Origin of the sequence: Sphingobacterium nematocida (genome assembly GCF_900168125.1) — a bacterium.
In the GTDB taxonomy this organism is placed as follows: domain Bacteria; phylum Bacteroidota; class Bacteroidia; order Sphingobacteriales; family Sphingobacteriaceae; genus Sphingobacterium; species Sphingobacterium nematocida.
Map to the genome: position 1 here is coordinate 25,576 of NZ_FUZF01000018.1, position 18,110 is coordinate 43,685.

The following is an 18,110-nucleotide window of genomic DNA, read 5'->3' on the forward strand; positions in this document are numbered from 1 at the left end:
CTGACGATTGTGCCTTTTCTACTAAAACGATCTTGATTTTATTGCTCGTCAGACAAGAATGGATACCTATAATCCGTATCTGGCGTAAAAGTTTCTTTAATTGTACGAGGCGAAACCCAACGTAATAAGTTGATCATCGACCCCGCCTTATCATTTGTACCAGAGCCTCTTGCTCCACCAAATGGTTGTTGGCCTACAACAGCTCCTGTACATTTATCATTTATATAGAAGTTACCTGCAGCATTACGTAACGCATGTGTAGCTTCTTGTGCAGCATAGCGATCCTGGGAAATAATCGCACCTGTTAACGCATAAATAGATGTGCTATCTACCAATTTTAACATATCCGACCATTGCTCATCCTCATAAACATAAATAGTCAAGACTGGTCCAAATAATTCTTCAGATAGTGTTTCATAATCTGGCGTTTTAGCTAGAATGACCGTCGGATGGATAAAATATCCTGTTGACTTATCGTAAGCACCTCCGATGATAACTTCAGCGTCTTTAGACTCTTTTGCTCTATCGATGTAACTCGTGATTTTATCAAACGATTTCTCGTCAATCACAGCATTGATAAAATTACTGAAATCTTCTGTCCCTCCGATCTTGAAAGATTTAATATCTCTTTCCATTAACCCTTTTAGATCTTTCCAAAGTGATTGTGGAATATATGCTCTAGATGCAGCAGAACATTTTTGTCCTTGGAACTCAAACGCGCCACGAATCAATGCTGTATTCAACACATCTAAGTCGGCTGACGAATGTGCAACGATAAAATCTTTTCCACCAGTCTCACCAACAATACGTGGATAGGTTTTATACAAATGGATATTTTCACCGATAGTCTTCCAGATATCTTGAAATACTCCTGTGGATCCTGTGAAATGTATACCTGCAAAATCTGGGTGTTTAAAAATCACATCACCAGCATCAGGTCCAGAAACATACACCAAATTGATAACGCCATCAGGAAGTCCGGCTTCTTTGAAAATCTGCATAAGCACATTCGCCGAATAGATCTGTGTATTGGAAGGCTTCCAAACAACTACATTTCCCATCATCGCTACTGATGTTGGCAAATTACCAGCAATTGCCGTAAAGTTAAAAGGTGTCAACGCAAAAACAAACCCCTCTAAAGGACGTTGCTCAACACGATTCCATACTCCTTTGCTGTTTGCTGGCGGTTGTTGTTGATAGATCTCAGACATATATTTCACGTTGAAACGTAAAAAGTCTACGATTTCACACGCCGAATCAATCTCTGCTTGATAAGGATTTTTGGATTGCCCTAACATTGTAGCTGCGTTGAGCTTATAACGATATTTAGTAGCGATCAACTCGGCCGCTTTCAAAAATACAGCAGCACGTTGTTCCCAAGGTAAGTTTTCCCAATCTTCCTTAGCAGATAGAGCCACCTGGATAGCCTCTTTAACATGTTCTTTGGTACCTTGAGAATAATATCCCAAAATATGTTTATGATCGTGTGGAGGAGTCAATTTAACTTTTTTCTCCGTACGAACTTCTTTATCACCGATGTACATAGGAACGTCAATTTCTTGCGCTCTTGCATCATTGATAGCCTGACGTAATAAAGCTCTTTCCTTCGTGCCTGGTGCGTATGAATATACCGGTTCGTTAATAGGAGCCGGAACATTAAAAAATCCCTTTAACATAATTTTATTTTATTTATTATAACTGTAAAATAACGAAATATATCCCTGAATTTATAATCTTCAATTGTCCATAAATAAACATATTATATCCAAAAAGAAGACTCCATGCATTTACAACAAAAACAAAACATCTCCCAAAAGCAACTAAAAATCAAAAGTATACATCAAAAATAAAAATCATAAAAGCCAATTCCCAATTGCAATTTTTGTTATACTTCTACCGTATGCTGCGCTATATATTTTCGTGGAGACATCTTGGTAATAGACTTAAAAACGCGATTAAAATGGACAACATTATTAAATCCCGATTGAAAAGCTGCTTCTGCTATATGTTCCGATTTATTATCAATCAAAATCTGGCAGGCCTTCTCAATTCGTACCTCGTTCAAAAAGCTTATATATGTTTTTGTTGTGTGCTTCTTAAAAAACTTACAAAATGATGTCGCCGTCATATGTACAATTGAGGCAACCTGTTCGACGGTGATATCCTCGTTATAATGATCAAAAGTATACTTGTAGACCTGGCTAATCCGTGCACCATCCTTATCGGAGTAAGTTACGTTTCGAACGCCAGAATAAAGTGACGATGCCTCCCCCCTATGAAAAGCCAATGCATAAAGTAAAGAAAGAAACTCGGTAAAACGCGGCATAGATGTCTTGACCATCAAATTAGTAAAATAATGCATCATTGACTCAGAAACGCTTCGATCTACGCGCTTACTTGTATCTAACTCTAACAAATAATCTTTAACACTCTCGAACTCCGGGATATGGTAAAGCTTTTTCATCCGCTCTAGATTAACAAAAATATGAATAGCATGAATATCGCCAATTTCCTCTTCATCCTCCATATCTCGATCAAACATATGGGGTTCATTTGGCTTCAAAACAAAGATATCTCCAGATTGAAAGGATTGCAGAATATTCCCTACCATAATGGTCCCTTTACCTTTAAGTATGTAGGTTATCTGCGCTTCATCGTGACGATGATAATAATTGTAGAAGTTTTCTTTTTTGTCCTCCATAACAGCGAAAACTCCTTCACCGTACACAGAGACTGTAAATTGAATTGGCTTCATATACCTAACCTTAATCGCTACTTACTTTTGCAACATATTTTTAGTAAAAAAAAGGCGACAATGGAATTCCATGTCGCCTATTATAAAATCCGTTAAACTCAGTACTATTTAGCGGCCGCGTAGTTTTTAGCAACAGCATCCCAATTTACGACATTGAAAACTGCCTCTAAATAGGCTGGGCGTTTATTTTGATATTTCAAATAATAAGCATGTTCCCATACGTCAATCCCAAAAATAGGAGTTCCTTTTACTTCCGCGACATCCATCAAAGGATTATCTTGATTTGGCGTAGAGGTTACTGCTAATTTACCATCAGCACCAACAATTAACCAAGACCATCCAGAACCAAAACGCGTAGCACCAGCCTCTTGTAGTTTCTTCTTCAACTCCTCAAAAGAACCGAATGCTTCATTAATAGCTGTAGCCAGCTCACCAGTAGGTTCTCCACCAGCGTTAGCTCCTAAAACAGACCAAAAAAGTCTATGGTTGTAGTGACCTCCACCGTTGTTACGAACAGCAGGAGAATACTTACTAACATTTTTTAAGATATCTTCTAACGATGCACTTTCTGCATCAGTCCCAGCAATCGCTTTATTCAAATTATCAACATATGCTTGATGATGGCGATCATGATGAATCTCCATTGTTTCTTTATCAATATGAGGTTCCAATGCGTCATTTGCGTATGGTAACGCTTCTAATTCAAATGCCATAGTTACTTATTTTAATTAAATTATCAAGTTTATTTTAATACTACGAATATAACAAAACACTTTAGCTAATGTTTCATAATAATGCCATTTTATCGCTTGGCACGGAAAAAAGAGCGCATTAAAGCTCCACATTCTTCTTCTAAGATCCCTCCAAAAATCTGTGTCTTAGGATGCATAGCATGAGGAGCCACTGTCGTATAACCTCTCTTTTCATCCTTGGCTCCATATACGATTCTGGACACCTGCGTCCAATAGGATGCTCCGGCACACATTACACATGGCTCTACGGTAACATACAGTGTACAGTCCTTCAGGTATTTGCCTCCTAAAAAATTAGCAGCAGCGGTAAATGCCTGCATTTCCGCATGCGCAGTCACATCGTTCAACCGTTCAGTCAGGTTATACCCTCGTCCTATAATTTTGTTTTGCGCAACAATTATAGCACCAATAGGCACTTCATCTTCTTCAAAGGCTTTTTGGGCCAATCGAAGTGCCTCACGCATAAACATTTCATCCGTATTTACTTCGGCTGTTGTATCTTCGAAATTATAAATACGCATATATTACATCAATCTAGCGCCATTTGGCAATGGACGTTCTACAGCTGTGAGCACTATATCCCCATTTTCATCGGGAAGCCCTGTTACTAAACACTCCGACATAAACTTACCGATTTGCTTACGGGGGAAATTCACAACAGCGATAACTTGTTTACCCACTAATTCATCTTTGGTATACAGTTTAGTTATTTGCGCGCTAGACTTGCGCATCCCTATTTCGGGCCCGAAATCGACAAACAATTGATAAGCAGGCCTCCTCGCCTCAGGAAAGTCATTAACCTCAAGAATAGTGCCTACACGTAGATCAACCTTCTCGAAATCCGACCAATTTATTTCATTACTTTCTGACATTACAACCTATTACTTGAAAGATCTTCTAATTGCTTAGATATTGTAAATACAACATAATCTTTTGTCCTTTTTAAACGCTTCGCTAAACGCTCGACCAGCTGCTCTTCCTCTCCCGGCGCATAATATAAATCATCATCAGTCAAATGATTATACTTACGACTCAATTTAATCTTAGCTACTTGCCAATCTTGTTCGTTAATTTTGATACTGCTCATAATTGTGGTATTAAAATTGCATATATTTACAGCGACTGAAATATCGTCTGTACCATAAAACACGTTTTAAACTATAGTATATTAAACAAATCTACATAAATAAATCAACGATGAAAAAGTTTTTACCTTCATTACTTCTATTATTCTCTGGTGCTACTGTGGTCCAAGCACAAGTACTACCTAGTTTTGAAATCGGACTAAAAGGTGCCTTAAACTACTCAAAATTAAAAGAGGAGAGTTTTTTCAATTCGGAAAACAAAGCTGGTTATCAAGCGGGTTTATATTCCCGTATCGGGGTTTTAGGTTTCCACGTACAACCAGAAATATATATCACTGGCAAAAACACGAAATTTACAACGACGGAAGCTCAAGAAGTGACAACGGGCGAGCTAAAGTTTACCAGTATTGATATTCCGGTTTTATTAGGCAAAAGATTTGGATTAGGACCAATCGGGGCTAGAATCCAAACAGGACCCGTATTCTCGTTCATTACAAATGACAATGGTGACAATAAAATCAAAGAAGCCTTAAATTTTTCGGAGTACAAAAAGAGTTCTACAGCATGGGCTTTCGGTGCCGGAGTAGACATTTCTAGCCTCCGGGTGGATCTCCGCTATGAATTAGGTCTGAACGACATCGCCAAAGGAAGTAGTGAAGCTCAAAAAATCAACATGTGGAGTATCGGTTTGGGTTACCGTTTGTTCAAAATCTAGTTTAAGTCATAGCACTTAATCTTATAAATTATTACAAATCGGTCGGGACATATAAAGGATGTCCCGACCGATTTTATTAAAAGCCCTCCGTATTATCCCTGAAAACATCGGTAGGGCATATAAACATCGACAAACAACAAACACTGGTTTTAGCGAAAATTGAAGATCTCGAAATAAAAATCTTTCAATTCGGAAGATTTAGAACAATTCTAAATTAATGCTATTTAATGGATTTAAAGTCATTTTTATAAATGATTTAGATATTTTTGCGATATTAAAATCTATAAAAAAAAGGATAATGAGTAGTAAATCAAAGCCACTATTGACTTCTTCTCTGGGAAAGAAACTCATCATGAGCTTAACCGGACTATTTTTATGTTCGTTCTTAGTAGTTCACCTGATTGGTAACTTACAGTTGTTTAAGGATGATCAAGGCTATGCATTCAACAATTATGCGTACTTCATGACGCACTTCACCCCTATTAAAGTAGTTTCCTACTTGCTTTACGCATCTATTATCATCCATGCTGTTTATGCTTTAATTTTAACGCTAGGCAACAAAGCAGCACGACCAATCGGTTACAACCAAGGTAGCGGAAATGTTAGTAGTAAGTGGAATTCTAGAAATATGGGGATATTAGGCACTGTAATTCTTGTTTTCTTAGCAACACACATGCAGCAATTCTGGTTCCAATACAAATTTGGCACTACGCCTTATGTAGAGTATAACACAGAAATGTCTACTGGAAATCGTCAAATTATCGCTTCAGATGCCATTCCAAGTGATTATGATGGTTATAAAATCTTCGTAAACAATGGTATCGAGACTATTCAAACTAAAGATTTGTACAAACAAGTAGCCTATACTTTTCAAAATCCTTTCATTGTATTATTGTATGTGATAGCAATGGCTGCCTTAGCGTTTCACATGATCCACGGATTCCAATCTGCGTTTCAAACATTAGGCTTCAATCACAGAAGATACATCGGATTCATCAAAGGACTTGGGATCTGGGTATTTGGGGTTATTATCCCTCTCGCTTTTGCAGCAATGCCTTTGTATTTCTATTTTAAAAGTTTGTAATATCGAATTAATAGTATTAAGATATGTTAGATTCAAAAGTACCAGCAGGCCCATTAGCCGAAAAATGGTCAAAACATAAATTCAACATGAAACTGGTTAACCCAGCCAACAAACGCAAATTTACTATTATCGTTGTTGGAACAGGTTTGGCCGGAGCCTCAGCAGCTGCTTCTTTAGCAGAATTGGGCTACAATGTAAAAACATTTTGTTATCAAGATTCTCCTCGTCGCGCACACTCTATCGCAGCCCAAGGAGGTATCAACGCAGCAAAAAACTATCAAAATGATGGTGACTCGGTTTATCGTTTATTCTATGATACAATCAAAGGAGGAGATTACCGTGCCCGTGAAGCGAATGTATATCGTTTAGCAGAAGTTTCTGTTAATATTATAGATCAATGTGTAGCTCAAGGTGTACCTTTTGCTCGCGAATATGGAGGCTTATTAGATAACCGTTCATTTGGTGGAGCGCAAGTATCTCGTACTTTCTACGCGCGTGGTCAAACAGGACAACAATTGTTACTTGGTGCATACTCTGCATTGAACCGTCAAATCCAAAAAGGCAAAGTACAATCTTACACTCGTCACGAGATGTTGGATATTGTCAAAATTGATGGACAAGCCAAAGGTATCATTACAAGAGATATGGTATCCGGCAAAATAGAGTCGCACGAAGGCCATGCGGTACTATTATGTACAGGCGGGTACGGAAACGTATTCTTCTTATCTACAAACGCTATGGGCTGTAACGTAACAGCAGCTTGGAGAGCACACAAACGTGGCGCTTTCTTTGCCAATCCATGTTATACACAGATTCACCCAACTTGTATTCCTGTAACCGGTGACCACCAGTCTAAATTGACTTTGATGTCAGAGTCATTACGTAATGATGGTCGTGTATGGGTTCCTAAGACACAAGAAATGTCAGCTAAAATCCGTAAAGGAGAATTGAAACCGGCTGATGTTAAAGAGGACGATAGAGATTACTTCCTAGAACGTAAATACCCATCATTTGGTAACTTAGTTCCTCGCGACGTTGCTTCGCGTAATGCTAAAGAAGCTGTTGATGATGGACGTGGTGTCGGTAAAACAGGATTTGCTGTTTACTTAGATTTCAAGGATGCCATTGCTCGCTTAGGAGAAGATACCGTACGTGCCAAATATGGTAACTTGTTTGACATGTATGCTAAAATCACAGATGAAAATCCATACAAACAACCTATGCGTATTTACCCTGCAGTACACTATACTATGGGTGGTGTTTGGGTTGATTATAACTTAATGACTACCGTACCAGGTCTGTATTGTTTAGGTGAAGCAAACTTCTCGGATCACGGTGCTAACCGCCTAGGAGCTTCTGCTTTGATGCAAGGGTTATCCGATGGTTACTTCGTTATCCCTTACACTGTTGGAGACTACTTGGCTAACTTAGGAAGCTTTGCTCCTGTAGACAAAAATCACCCGGCTTTTGAACAAACGCGTAAAGACGTAGAAGATAATATTAAGAAATTATTAGCACTACGTGGTACGAAAACAGTCGATGATATACACAAAGAGCTTGGTCTTATCATGTGGGAATACTGTGGTATGGCTCGTACAGCTGAAGGCTTGACTAAAGCTAAAGGATTAATTCAGGATTTGAAAAAAGAATTCTGGTCTAATGCTAATGTGTTAGGAGAAAACGAAGAGATGAATTTGTCTTTAGAAAAAGCTGGTCGTGTTGCTGACTTTATCGAATTAGGTGAATTAATGGTGGATGACGCCTTGAATCGCAACGAATCATGCGGTGGACACTTCCGTCTGGAATCACAAACTGAAGAAGGTGAAGCCAAACGTAATGATGAAGAGTACGCTTATGTAGCCGCATGGGAATACAAAGGAGAAGGACAAGAAGAAGTACTTCACAAAGAAGAGTTAGTATTCGAAAATGTTAAGTTAACACAAAGAAGTTATAAATAGATTTGAGATAAAAGATAAGAGACCTCGGAGTTCTATAAGATTTAACATCTCTTATCCGAAATCTAAAATCTAAAATCATATACAGATATGAGTAATCACATGAATTTAACGCTTAAAGTTTGGCGTCAAAAAAATGATAAATCAACAGGTCAATTCGTGACTATCCAAGCAAAAGACATCGCTGATGATATGTCTTTCTTAGAAATGCTAGATATTGTCAATGACGATTTGACTCGTAAGGGTGAAGACCCAATATATTTTGATCACGATTGCCGTGAAGGAATCTGTGGTATGTGTTCGTTAGTAATCAACGGACGTCCTCATGGACCTAATCAAGGGACTACCACCTGTCAATTGCACATGCGTAGCTTCCATGATGGACAGACTATCGTTATCGAGCCTTGGAGAGCAGCAGCATTCCCTGTACTTAAGGATTTAGCGGTGGATCGTACAGCTTTCGATCGCATTCAACAAGCAGGAGGATATGTTAATGTGAATACCGGTGGTGTTCCAGACGCAAATATCATCCCTATTCCTAAGCGTATCGCAGATGAGGCCTTTGAATCAGCGACTTGTATTGGTTGTGGAGCTTGTGTAGCAGCATGTAAAAATGCTTCGGCTATGTTATTCGTATCCGCAAAAGTTTCGCAATTCGCATTGTTACCACAAGGACAAACAGAGCGTTATGAGCGTGCTCAAGCGATGGTAGATCAAATGGACGCAGAAGGTTTCGGTAGCTGTACAAATACAGGAGCTTGTGAAGCTGAGTGCCCTGTTGGCATAAAATTAACGAACATTGCTAGATTAAATAGAGAGTACCTTGGTGCAAAAATATTTAGACAAGAAGATGTACATAACTAAGCCTTAATATAAGGTTTAGCTAAACACGAAGAGGTTGCCTTGTCTAGGCAACCTCTTCGTGTTTAGAAACTTATCACATTTATTTATATTTTTTTAACATTGAAATAAAACAAACGATAATCAGCTATTTGATTCTTACAATACTTTTCATTACTTTGTATATCAAAAAGATTCCTCTAATCTAGGCGGGATCGTATGCGTTAAAACTATGGAAAACAAAAACAAGATCACAGTATTGTATGTAGATGATGAGGAAAATAACTTGGTTTCCTTTAAGGCTACTTTTCGGTTAAAATATAAAGTATTTACTGCAATCAACGGACCCACGGCTATCGATATTGTGAAGAAAAACCATATCGATATTATTATCACTGACCAGCGCATGCCGGAAATGACCGGAGTTGCATTGTTGGAAGAGATCATCAAAATAAACCCAGATCCAATGCGTATCCTATTAACAGGGTATGCGGACATGAGTGCTGTTGTAGATGCCGTTAATAAGGGAAAAATTTACCATTATCTAAGTAAACCTTGGAGTGAAGAAGAATTAGATGAAACTATACAGAGAGCATACGAAATATATGCCGAACGTAAAGACGTATTAGAAACATATTCTAAACTAGAGGTTTCTAATGAACAATTAGAATTCCTTTTACGTCAAAAATTACTATCCTAAGTAAGAGTGAAAACTCTTACTTACTAGGGATTGATACTTTAAAGGAAGTTCCATTACCTAATTCAGACTGTACAGAAATAGTGCCCTGTAGTTTAGACAAGGCATTCTGAACATTGTAAAGGCCAAACCCCATCCCCTCAGCCTCGTTACTAGCTCTAAAGAAAAGTCTAAATATATCTTTTATATATTCTTGCGAAATACCAATTCCGGTATCACTTACTTCTATGATAGCATGATCGTCTTTAACAACCACGGATAAGTTGACCTGCTTATCAACATTGTCTTTACGTTGATACTTAAAAGCATTAGATAATAGATTATGCAAAACGAGCTCAAGAACAGCATGATCACTTTTAAATGTATCTGTCTGTTCGACCGTAACATGGAAAGCCACCTGGTTGTTCTTCGTATACATTTTGTAAAACTGAGCGATATTATCAAATAGCAAATGAAAATCGATATCCGACAGCTCGAGTTCTCCTCGCCGCAACAAGAAATAATCCCGCAAACTATTAATATAGGCATCCAAACGCATCAAAGACCCTTCCATAAGGCCCAATATCTCATGCATACGTTCAATCTCATCAAAACCTGCTGCCAACTTTATGGCGGTAAGAATACCTGTCAACGGCTCACGCAAATCATGACTCACGCTATAAGCAAACTTATCTAACTCATGATACGCCTTTTGCAGTTCTTCGTTTCTTATATCTAGCATTGAAGTCGCAATATAGAATTTATTTGCTTCCTCTATAGATGAGATTATTTCTTCCTGCTGCCAAGGCTTACGAACGAACCTAAAGATATGCCCTTTATTTACAGCATCAACAACAGTTTCCATATCAGCATATGCCGTAAGCAAGATTCGTATAGGACGTGGAAACTCAGTTCTAATTCGATGTAAGAAGTCAACACCCAATTCTCCGGGCATACGCTGATCACAGAATATAACTCGTATATCCGGATTGGCTAGTAATATATCTCTAGCTTCTGTCGTATTGGAGGCGGTATGAACCAGATACTGATATCTAAAGTTGGCTTTAAAGCCAACTAGGTTATTCACCTCATCATCGATATATAAAATTTCTGGAACTTCTTGCATAAATTTGGAAATAAAATAGTAATAACCAAATAACCTTTAAACAAAGTTACGGAAATTTAGGCTATTTAAGCTTTTATCTTTTCTAAGTATCTTGTTTAATAGGAATAATTAATTTAAATAATGTCCCTTCCCCAACTTCAGATTCAACAATAATTTTCCCCTCGTGTTTCGCGATGGTATTGTAAGCGATCGACATGCCCAGTCCAGTCCCCTCTCCGACATCTTTTGTTGTAAAGAAAGGCTCGAATATCTTCTCTCTAATATCATTTGGGATACCTATACCATTATCAACAATATTGATATAAATGAAAGAATCATCGTCACAAATACCTGTTTCTATTTTAAGCTTTCCGCCTGTGTCACGATCATACTTTTTGTTAATTGCATAAATAGCATTTGTCAGTATATTTAAGAAAACCTGATTTAACTTACCTGCGTAACATTCGATTTGTGGAATATCACCATATAACTTATCTACCTCTATTCCTTCTTTTATTATACTGCCTAAAATGACTAACGTTGATTCAAGTCCTTCATTAATATCTGCATATTTCAGGGTATCTTCATCCACGCGCGAAAAAATCCGAAGACTCTTTACAATTTCAGCTGTTCGGCTAGCACCATCGTGCATTCCCCGAAGAAGAAAATCAACCTCTGTTTTCAAATAATCAATATCGATATCTTCCTTATAGGCTTTAATTTGCGCCAACTTCTCGTCTAAAGATAACTCCTCCGCAAATGCGATACGCTCCACTTCGTCCAGAGTCTCCCAGACCATCTTTATGTCACGCTTAAGTGGAGCAACATTGGACGTTACAAAATTAATTGGATTGTTGATCTCATGAGCTACACCAGCGGTAAGCTGTCCTAGAGAAGCCATTTTTTCTGCTTCAACAAGCTGCGATTGGGTTTCTTTCAAATGAGTCAATGTGGTTTGCAAAGATTCATTGGATTCAGTCAACTCTCTAGTCCGTTCATTAACTTTCTGTTCGAGCACAAAATTTTGCTCGCGGATTAAACGTTCATTTTCTTGAGAGATTGTCAATTCTCGAGCCTGAGACTCTTCTTTCTCTTTGCGATACGTATTTATCTTGTCACCTAATGCAAAAGAAAGCAAAAGAGCTTCTAATGAAGCACCGATTTGGACGGCATGTGCAGTAAACTGATTATAGGTTAATATACCATAGTCCTTCAGCACGTACACAATGACACTACCTAAGAATATGCCCCAAGCAATCATAAACAACATCGCAGACTGATTGCCTTTTCGATAGGAGACATAACCGACAATCAATACGACTATTGATCCCAGTCCTGCTACAAAATTAACCATCCCGTAGCTTTCAATCGGCCTATTTAACAACAATAAAACTATTGCTATTAAATCGCCAAAAATGATAACGTTAAGCCAGTTATTGAGTTTAGGACCGTATTTCTTAATGTTTAAGAAAGACTTCACAAATATAACTGAGGCAATTCCGGACATCGCACCTGCAAAAGTCACCAAGTTTATATCCGAAATATTCTGCCCGAATGAAAAGCGCTGAAAATACCCTAAAATAGCTAACTGTGCAATACTAACCCAGAAGATATAATGTACATAAACCAAATAATGCCTATCTCGAGCAGAGAAAAATAAAAATAGGTTATACAGGATCATCGTCAACATGATACCGATATAAATACCGGAGCGCAAGTCAAATCCCATAATCCGTCCTACAGTTTCTCTTTGGTTATTTATTGACAAAGGTGCCAACAATTGTTTCGTACTAACCAACTTAAGGTAACAAGTCATCGAATCCCCTTTGTTTAGTAAGAGATCGTAAGTGTAAAACTGATGGGAAAAACTTCTAAGGCTAGATGGATCATCACGATTAATTGCCAAACTATCGACCTTACCTCCTTTCACTTTATACAGTGTAGCATGATCTATTGTAGCATTGCTAATCATCAGGTAAAGGTGGTTCTCGTCCGTATTGTTTACAATATTAAACTTAATCCAATTGTTAAAATTGCTTATACCAAAGTTGGGCACTAGGACATCGTTCCTTTTAAAAACAGCTGAATTCGTAATTAAATCACTTATCGTAAGCTGATTACTAGAATCCTGAAACACAGAAACCTTCTTTCCCATGTACCCCTGCAAAGGATCATTCGTTATCTGGATTATAGGTTGCCCGTATAGGATGTCGCCCGAAAAGAATAGCAGAAAAATACAAAATAAAACTCTAAACGTCATAACTTTCAAATCATTGCTTTAATAAATCGTTTGAGCTTTTACCCCAAAGTATGTTTCACGTCTTGAAGTAAAACTTCGTCAATATCAAAATAACGTCTACCCGATACGATATCTTCGTTAAGCAACAACCTTCTTACCACTTCTGTTGTAACCCCGCCTCCTAACGTTACAGAAGATGCCAGTTGTGGCCATGCTCTTAGCGTCTTACCTAGCGCAGCAAACGATAGCTTCATTCGATCGGATAATCCATCCCCGTCCACGAGTTTCAATATCAGATCTATCTTCTCTTTAGGAGACAATGCATTTAGTTGATCCGTATCAGTGACCGAAACTAAACCGTGGAGAATTGGTCGATCAGGCTCCACATCAAATCGTTCAACATCCACCATGCATCTATCATTAGTTTCCATGACTACCGGTACACGATGTTTTTTTGCTTCGATCCTAGTCTTCATTTTGACATCCAGGCTATCACAGACTTCTACGATCGTATCCAGCTTACCATTTGACAAGATAAACTCCTCAATATTCTCCGAAGTCAATCCTTCAGCAAAGATTTCCACCTCAATGAATGGATCTATTTCTGCAATTTCTTGAGCGGCAATAATTACTTTGCTTACGTTCAATTGATGTACTCCTGTGCGTATCCTATTCAGATTACTCAACTCTACAACATCGAAATCCGCTAGACGCAACGCTCCACAGGCACGCTCCATAGCCAAAGTCAACGCAATAGATTGCCCAACAGACAAACCAATTATGCCTACCTTTTTTTTTCTCAAAAGCTCCTGCTCGACTTCTGTTATTTTGTCCTTGTTCCTATTTGTTCGAACCTTTATGAATTCCTCTTCGCCCAATAGATGAACAATACGATGGGACCAAGGATAGTAAACCCAAACTCCATAATCGTAAATATCTGTCCCCTTTAAATGTTCTTTGATAAAAGCGTTATACTCTCCCTCTGTAGGATTCATTGAGGGATTTTGAACTTTTATCAATTCACGGAGCTGAGATTCTATTGTATCAAAGATATAAGGTTCTTTTTTTAGTAAATCATCAAATCTCTTTTTATCCGTATTGGATTCTAAATAAAAAAATTCGGGTCGGTAAATGTTTTTCATTTGATTTGGTATTATTTATAAGGTAGCACTAGAAAAGATTACAAAAAATCTAAATTTTCCAGTCCACCTTCTAAATTTTTGGCTTTATTGGGCTTAAGATTCGTAATGATATCTTTTAAATGCCAGCTGTCCATATTAGGTAGCTCTGCACGATATTCAATTTCTATCTCACGCTTTCTTAACAATTCTATCTTGGTAACATTCAAACATCCCCTAATGTTGCCTATTGCCTTTCGTTCTTCTTCATCTGCAGATGTCAATTCATCCACATCTTTCAATATCATCGTGGTCGCTACCAGGTCTAATTTTGGATAATAAAAAGTTCCATTATTTCCCACACTGGTTTCTAAGTTATAACCAACACTTTCCGCCATCTTTACCGTGTACGGCGCGCAAAGGGCAAACAATGATTTTAATCCAATCTGGGTAGAAATAGCGACTGCGGCACGCGTTAAAAAAATACTTCCAACACCGTAACCGGCAATTTCTCGGGAATTCCATAACCCACACACTTCTCCAGTCCCCTCCTGAGCATAGCGCCACACAAGATCAAAAATCTTAGGATCCATATTCCCTGTCGCCTCCTCAATAGGAAGTGGCTGAGAGCCACCAGCGACATTGACACGTGCACCTCCATACACATTCTCGCCATCTAGGGATTCAACTATTAAAACAAAAGCTGCAGGATTATACATCCACTCATCCTTGGATGAGGTAACTTTCTTAACTCCGATTGATGTCAAGACATGTGCATGCCCCTCTATAAAACGTTCACAAGTTTTAGGGTCATCGATAGCACGGAATGCTCTTAACCTAACAATAGGACGTTCATCTTTAAATACTAATGCCACTGGAACGGTTATATGTTATTCGATTGAAAACAAAACTAATCAATAAAAATTAAATGTGTTAGATGTTAGACATAAATATTTTTTTGAGCTTGACATTCCGATCAACTTACCTATTTTCCCTCTATTAAAGAATCTAAATGGATGAGAAGAGCTACAAAAGTCGCTTCTATATTACGACGCAATTATATTGCGTGTAAAGGCGAATTTATGTAGGTTTGAACAAAACTTAACAATAAATGGAACTTGACAAAGCAACTCTAGTAAATATTGTACTTTTAATTCACATGGCACTCACCGGAATTATGCTGTTCCGTCTTTTTAAATTAAACAATGCTACCGGTGGACAACTTATTATTACTTTCTTAGCATTAGTAATCCCTGTACTGGGTCCTTCAATAATGATTTGGATATTTAATAAAGAGCTTGAAAAAAAATCAAAACGAACTATTAATTCAGCTCCAAAAAAAAAGAAAAAATAATCCGGCAACTTCTATTAAGACACAACACTGGATCTATTTATATCAATGAGTTCAGACACACCAAACTCATCAAATTTGTCTAATAATGCTTCTGTGCCCATTTCAAGCTTAAATTCCATTTCATTCGCAAATACCGGAATAACAGCGTAAAAGTTAATAACCTTTCCATCACTGGCCTTCAAACAAAGAAAATCATCTTCGAAAGTTAAAAATGGAGGTAATAATAACATACAGCCAAACCCGGTATTAGCAATAGGTTCTGCATCCATACCATTAGGTATAGTATGGCCATAACCAAGCCACGTTTTGTACTCATGTGGAAAACGAGCTAACATCTTGAGAAAATACACGGGCCAGTAATTGTTGTTATCTTGAAAATCTTCATCACCAATTTTCCAATCAGCAGGCAATACAACCATTAGTTCAGCTCGTTCATATTCTTCCTTATCGTCGATTTCATCAGGAACAGTCATCGGAAAATCGCTCATACCCGAGGTGACCAATATATTAAAAGGATATTCTGCAGATGGTTTAATCCAATGCACATCAATATGTACCAAATCAGAAATAATTTCATGGAAAACCATATCTGGCGCCCCAATGTATTTAGACAAGTGTTGCTCTATTTCTTCCAAATAAACACAGACTACTTCAGGAAATGAAAATCCTCGATCTTCCTCATCGGTATTCTCATAACGATACACTCTAGATCCCCCAGCAGTCACCTCACTTTCGATCGAATTATTTTCGTCTTTGTTCTTTTCATTTTCCAGATCTGCGCCAGAAGAGATAATTTTCTTTACTTTATTCCAAAATGACATGTTTTCATTAGTCTAATATAGCCATTATTGACTGTTTAAATTTTGTACGAACAGGAACACCTTCTTTGGTCGCTGAAATCCATTTCGGAGACCTCTTCATAACCCGTAAAACCTCTTTAGCAAAGTCCGGACTTATTTTATCCTTATTAACAACGGTAATATCACATACAGCCCCATCTTCGCAAACTGTGAATTCCAATATTGCTGTTTGTCGTACACCGTAAGTTACATACTCGGTACTATCCATATTTTGGGCTAGATTACTTACATTTAGATTATTCTGCAAGAATCTACTCCAAGCGTTAATACCTCCCTTAAACTGTGGGGCCACATCAATATCAGCCACAATACTTGTATCTTGATACAAACTCGATTTTTTTTCTTTTGCATACGAAGCTATCCCCCATATACACAGCACAATGATAATTCCAACCCTCATAACTCTACTCTTTGTAGGTTTAAGTTAATAAAACTATTTGAATATCAAAAACCAAAAAAACATCGATTATAAATATGGAGAGTAAGGCCCGATTTATCCTTTCGTTAAATTTTCAACATTTTTAAAAACACCATTTTCATCCGTTAAAAAAGTCATTGGATGCTCCGGGTCTTTAATAATTTCGAATAAGGTATGTCCCCATGGTTTCCAGAAGTTTTCCAGCACCTGACCATACGTTTTAACCTGCCAATTATCAAATATTGGTTTCAATGTCCAATCGTTCAAAGGCATCGGTTCTACGAAAACTGCAAGTGGAGTTTCCATATAAGTATATTCCGGCAAACGATTAAACAGATAAGCAGAATAAAAGTAGCGGGCACATATCTCTTCAAATTGGATTGGGTGGAGCACTTGTCCACCTATATTTTGCAACGCATCCTCGTGATAGATTGCATTAGTCCCATTGTCCTGTAGAGTTGCAATAATCGCAAAATCCCCCATACGTAACGAAAAGATCAGCGTATTGATTTCATCTCTGTACAAAAATGTATCTGGGGCATTGTTTACAGGAAACACCCGGATATCGAAAGGGTTTCTATGCTCAAATTCCATAGGGATATACAACGATTGCATCATCGCATGTAGATTCCTAAACTTATGCACCAAGGCTTGAGAAAAATTCATTTCCTCACCAGTCAACATCGATTGTCTAATTCCGACCTGGATCTCATTAAACACCACACCATACAATATTTTTGAAATCCATTGAAATAGCGTAATCTGATCCAACTGACTAACCGCATCATACCCCGTCTTCATCGCCTCCTCTACCTCTTTCTCAACTTTCTCCATATGCAACGAAGCACCTAATGAACAGGGTAATTGCAATTTCTTATACGTGATCATACTTTCATCCAGCAATTTGAAAGGCTTTTCTTCCAAATCAAAAGACTGCATCATCCAGACCGGAAAAACCTGGATACGCTCTTCATCAGAGCTCAAAGTTTCACCTGTTAAAAAACAAGTACTCTGATCAAACTTAAAATCTACAAAGGGGTTGTACAGTTTTGTTGTCATAAGTCGCAAAGGTAGAGTTTTACATTTTTAATCTACGACTATCCTAAAGGATTGACTCTAATTTGACCGTAAATTTGCCTCGCAGTTTTATAGGA

General features: G+C 37.8%; 19 protein-coding genes. 6 read left to right on the plus strand and 13 right to left on the minus strand.

The window, feature by feature from the left end; all coding sequences use genetic code 11:
• Positions 1–38 precede the first annotated feature (38 nt).
• The 6 genes from pruA to B5X76_RS16995 form a co-directional block, all read right to left on the minus strand.
• Positions 39–1,676: an L-glutamate gamma-semialdehyde dehydrogenase gene (gene pruA, locus B5X76_RS16970; RefSeq protein WP_079644973.1), complete on the minus strand. Its 1,638-nt coding sequence runs from the start codon at positions 1,674–1,676 to the stop codon at positions 39–41.
• A gap of 209 nt (positions 1,677–1,885) precedes the next feature.
• Complete coding sequence (locus B5X76_RS16975) at positions 1,886–2,755, minus strand: helix-turn-helix domain-containing protein (RefSeq protein WP_079644975.1); 870 nt, start codon at positions 2,753–2,755, stop codon at positions 1,886–1,888.
• 104 nt (positions 2,756–2,859) lie between these two features.
• Complete coding sequence (locus tag B5X76_RS16980) at positions 2,860–3,468, minus strand: superoxide dismutase (protein WP_079644977.1); 609 nt, start codon at positions 3,466–3,468, stop codon at positions 2,860–2,862.
• Positions 3,469–3,557: 89 nt separating this feature from the next.
• The gene (locus B5X76_RS16985; RefSeq protein ID WP_079644979.1) at positions 3,558–4,028 is read right to left on the minus strand and encodes a nucleoside deaminase; all 471 of its coding nucleotides are present in this window, start codon (positions 4,026–4,028) and stop codon (positions 3,558–3,560) included.
• A 3-nt stretch (positions 4,029–4,031) separates the two neighbouring features.
• Positions 4,032–4,379 (minus strand): tRNA-binding protein, encoded by a 348-nt coding sequence (locus B5X76_RS16990; RefSeq protein WP_079644981.1) that lies wholly within the window; start codon positions 4,377–4,379, stop codon positions 4,032–4,034.
• A complete protein-coding gene (locus tag B5X76_RS16995) occupies positions 4,379–4,594 on the minus strand; it encodes a hypothetical protein (protein WP_079645095.1) in 216 nt (71 codons plus the stop codon). The genes B5X76_RS16990 and B5X76_RS16995 overlap by 1 nt, the downstream gene beginning before the upstream one ends.
• A gap of 110 nt (positions 4,595–4,704) precedes the next feature.
• On the opposite strand from B5X76_RS16995, the gene B5X76_RS17000 reads away from it, so the two are divergent.
• From B5X76_RS17000 to B5X76_RS17020, 5 genes are all read left to right on the plus strand, one after another.
• Complete coding sequence (locus B5X76_RS17000; RefSeq protein WP_079644983.1) at positions 4,705–5,307, plus strand: porin family protein; 603 nt, start codon at positions 4,705–4,707, stop codon at positions 5,305–5,307.
• Positions 5,308–5,605: 298 nt separating this feature from the next.
• A complete protein-coding gene (locus tag B5X76_RS17005) occupies positions 5,606–6,391 on the plus strand; it encodes a succinate dehydrogenase cytochrome b subunit (RefSeq protein WP_079645097.1) in 786 nt (261 codons plus the stop codon).
• Between the two features lie 23 nt (positions 6,392–6,414).
• The gene (locus tag B5X76_RS17010) at positions 6,415–8,349 is read left to right on the plus strand and encodes a fumarate reductase/succinate dehydrogenase flavoprotein subunit (protein ID WP_079644985.1); all 1,935 of its coding nucleotides are present in this window, start codon (positions 6,415–6,417) and stop codon (positions 8,347–8,349) included.
• 87 nt (positions 8,350–8,436) lie between these two features.
• The gene (locus B5X76_RS17015; RefSeq protein WP_205600169.1) at positions 8,437–9,210 is read left to right on the plus strand and encodes a succinate dehydrogenase/fumarate reductase iron-sulfur subunit; all 774 of its coding nucleotides are present in this window, start codon (positions 8,437–8,439) and stop codon (positions 9,208–9,210) included.
• Positions 9,211–9,418: 208 nt separating this feature from the next.
• Entirely contained in the window at positions 9,419–9,886 is a 468-nt protein-coding gene (locus tag B5X76_RS17020) for a response regulator (RefSeq protein WP_079644987.1), read from the plus strand.
• 16 nt (positions 9,887–9,902) lie between these two features.
• Here B5X76_RS17020 and B5X76_RS17025 read toward each other — a convergent pair whose 3' ends face one another.
• From B5X76_RS17025 to B5X76_RS17040, 4 genes are all read right to left on the minus strand, one after another.
• A complete protein-coding gene (locus B5X76_RS17025; RefSeq protein WP_079644988.1) occupies positions 9,903–10,988 on the minus strand; it encodes a sensor histidine kinase in 1,086 nt (361 codons plus the stop codon).
• A gap of 82 nt (positions 10,989–11,070) precedes the next feature.
• Positions 11,071–13,227 carry a sensor histidine kinase gene (locus B5X76_RS22375; protein WP_079644990.1) on the minus strand — a complete coding sequence of 719 codons (2,157 nt, stop codon included), beginning with the start codon at positions 13,225–13,227 and terminating at the stop codon, positions 11,071–11,073.
• Positions 13,228–13,265: 38 nt separating this feature from the next.
• Complete coding sequence (locus tag B5X76_RS17035) at positions 13,266–14,348, minus strand: ThiF family adenylyltransferase (protein ID WP_079644992.1); 1,083 nt, start codon at positions 14,346–14,348, stop codon at positions 13,266–13,268.
• A 38-nt stretch (positions 14,349–14,386) separates the two neighbouring features.
• A complete protein-coding gene (locus B5X76_RS17040) occupies positions 14,387–15,199 on the minus strand; it encodes a hypothetical protein (protein WP_079644994.1) in 813 nt (270 codons plus the stop codon).
• 236 nt (positions 15,200–15,435) lie between these two features.
• On the opposite strand from B5X76_RS17040, the gene B5X76_RS17045 reads away from it, so the two are divergent.
• A complete protein-coding gene (locus B5X76_RS17045; RefSeq protein WP_079644996.1) occupies positions 15,436–15,678 on the plus strand; it encodes a hypothetical protein in 243 nt (80 codons plus the stop codon).
• Between the two features lie 14 nt (positions 15,679–15,692).
• On the opposite strand, the gene B5X76_RS17050 is transcribed toward B5X76_RS17045, so the two are convergent.
• The 3 genes from B5X76_RS17050 to B5X76_RS17060 form a co-directional block, all read right to left on the minus strand.
• A complete protein-coding gene (locus B5X76_RS17050) occupies positions 15,693–16,499 on the minus strand; it encodes a suppressor of fused domain protein (protein ID WP_079644998.1) in 807 nt (268 codons plus the stop codon).
• 7 nt (positions 16,500–16,506) lie between these two features.
• Positions 16,507–16,938, minus strand: a complete 432-nt coding sequence (locus tag B5X76_RS17055) for an energy transducer TonB (protein ID WP_079644999.1) — start codon at positions 16,936–16,938, stop codon at positions 16,507–16,509.
• Positions 16,939–17,031: 93 nt separating this feature from the next.
• Positions 17,032–18,015: a hypothetical protein gene (locus tag B5X76_RS17060; protein WP_079645001.1), complete on the minus strand. Its 984-nt coding sequence runs from the start codon at positions 18,013–18,015 to the stop codon at positions 17,032–17,034.
• Positions 18,016–18,110 lie beyond the last annotated feature (95 nt).